The sequence below is a fragment of the Desertihabitans aurantiacus genome (assembly GCF_003344635.1).
Classification (GTDB): Bacteria; Actinomycetota; Actinomycetes; order Propionibacteriales; family Propionibacteriaceae; genus Desertihabitans; species Desertihabitans aurantiacus.
The window spans coordinates 1-1,545 of record NZ_QPKK01000471.1 but is presented as its reverse complement, the minus strand read 5'-3'; the positions used below and the strand labels follow the sequence as shown (position 1 = coordinate 1,545).

At 77.7% G+C, this 1,545-nt stretch carries 1 protein-coding gene and 1 pseudogene; both read left to right on the top strand.

The features are described from left to right. Positions 1-375: pseudogene (locus DVA66_RS20275) on the top strand (hypothetical protein); the annotation flags it as partial. After that, positions 372-1,545: glycoside hydrolase family 3 protein (locus DVA66_RS20270; RefSeq protein WP_198672004.1), on the top strand; the 1,174-nt coding region annotated here is incomplete at its 3' end. The pseudogene DVA66_RS20275 and the gene DVA66_RS20270, both read left to right, overlap by 4 nt.

The window sequence follows — 1,545 nt, the reverse complement described above, 5'->3', positions numbered from 1 at the left end:
CACCAGCGCCGCGAGCTGCTGGTGGCCGAGGTGGCGGGTCTGCCCGGCCGGGCGGCGTCCCGCAGCGTGTGGCGGTTCGCCGACCGGGGACGGCTCGAGCTGGCCCCCGGCCGGCGCACCGCCGAGCTGCTGCCGGCCGAGGCCGACGGGCTGGTCCGGGTGCGCGTCCGGGCCGAGGAGACCTGCCTCGACCTCGTGCTGCTCGCCGAGCTGGTCGACCCCGCCGCCCGTCCGGACACCGCCCTGGTCACGCTGCTGCCCGGTGAGGAGCACGTCTTCGCCGTCGAGGGGCTGGCCGGCGCCGAGCCGGACCGGCTGTCCCGGCTGCTCGACCCCGACGTGCTGCGCTGCGCCAACGAGGTGGCCCGGGCGTGAACGGCTCCACGACGACCCCCGACCGCACCGACGCGGCGGTCGAGGCGGTGCTGGCCCGCCTCGACACCCGGCAGCGGATCGGCCAGCTCAACCAGCGGCTCTTCGGCTGGCACTGCGTGCGCCGCACCGGCCCGGCCCGCGCCCCGCGCTACGAGCTGACCGACGCCTTCGCCGAGGAGGTGGCGCGCTGGGACGGGCTCGGCGCGCTGTACGGGCTGTTCCGCGCCGACGCCTGGTCCGGGCGCACCTGGGACGACGGGATCCTGCCCGAGCACGCCGCCGAGGTGGCCGGGCAGGTGGTCGACGCCGTCCGCGCGGCCTCCCCCACCGGCACCGGCCCGCTGCTGGTGGAGGAGGCCCCGCACGGCCACCAGGCCCTCGGCGGGACGCTGCTGCCGACCAACCTCGCCCTGGCCGCAGGCTGGGACCCGGGGCTGGTCGAGGAGTGCGCGGCCGCGGTGGCGCGCGAGCTGCGCTCGGCCGGCGTCCACATCGCCCTGGTCTCTGCGCTCGACCTGCTGCGCGACCCCCGCTGGGGGCGCTCGGAGGAGTGCTTCGGGGAGAGCCCGCTGCTGGCCGCCGAGCTCACCGCCGCAGTGGTCCGCGGCATGCAGGGGCCGGACCGGGAGCGGGTCGCCGACGGCACCGGGCTGGCGGTGGTGCTCAAGCACCTGGCCGGCCAGGGCGAGGGCACCGGCGGACGCAACGGCCACCCCGCGGTGATCGGCCCGTACGACCTGGCCGAGATCCACCTGCCCCCGGTCGAGGCCGGGGTGGCGGCCGGGGCGCTGGGGATGATGGCGGCCTACAACGACATCGACGGCGTCCCCTGCTGCGCCAACCCCGAGCTGCTCACCACCCTGCTCCGCGACCGCTGGGGGTTCGACGGGGTGGTGATGGCCGACGGCCACGCCGTGGACCGGCTGGTGACGATGACCGGCTCCGAACCCGCCGCCGCCGCGCTGTCCCTGGCCAGCGGCGTCGACCTCAGCCTCTGGGACCGCTCCTACGCCCGGCTGGAGGAGGCCGTCGAGCAGGACCCCACCCTGCTCGCCGCCGTCGAGACCGCCTGCCGGCGGGTGCTCCGGCTCAAGGCTCGGCTCGGGCTGCTGGACGGCGCCGGGCACCTCCGGCCGACCCGGGACGACCGCGCCACCGTCCGGCTCTCCC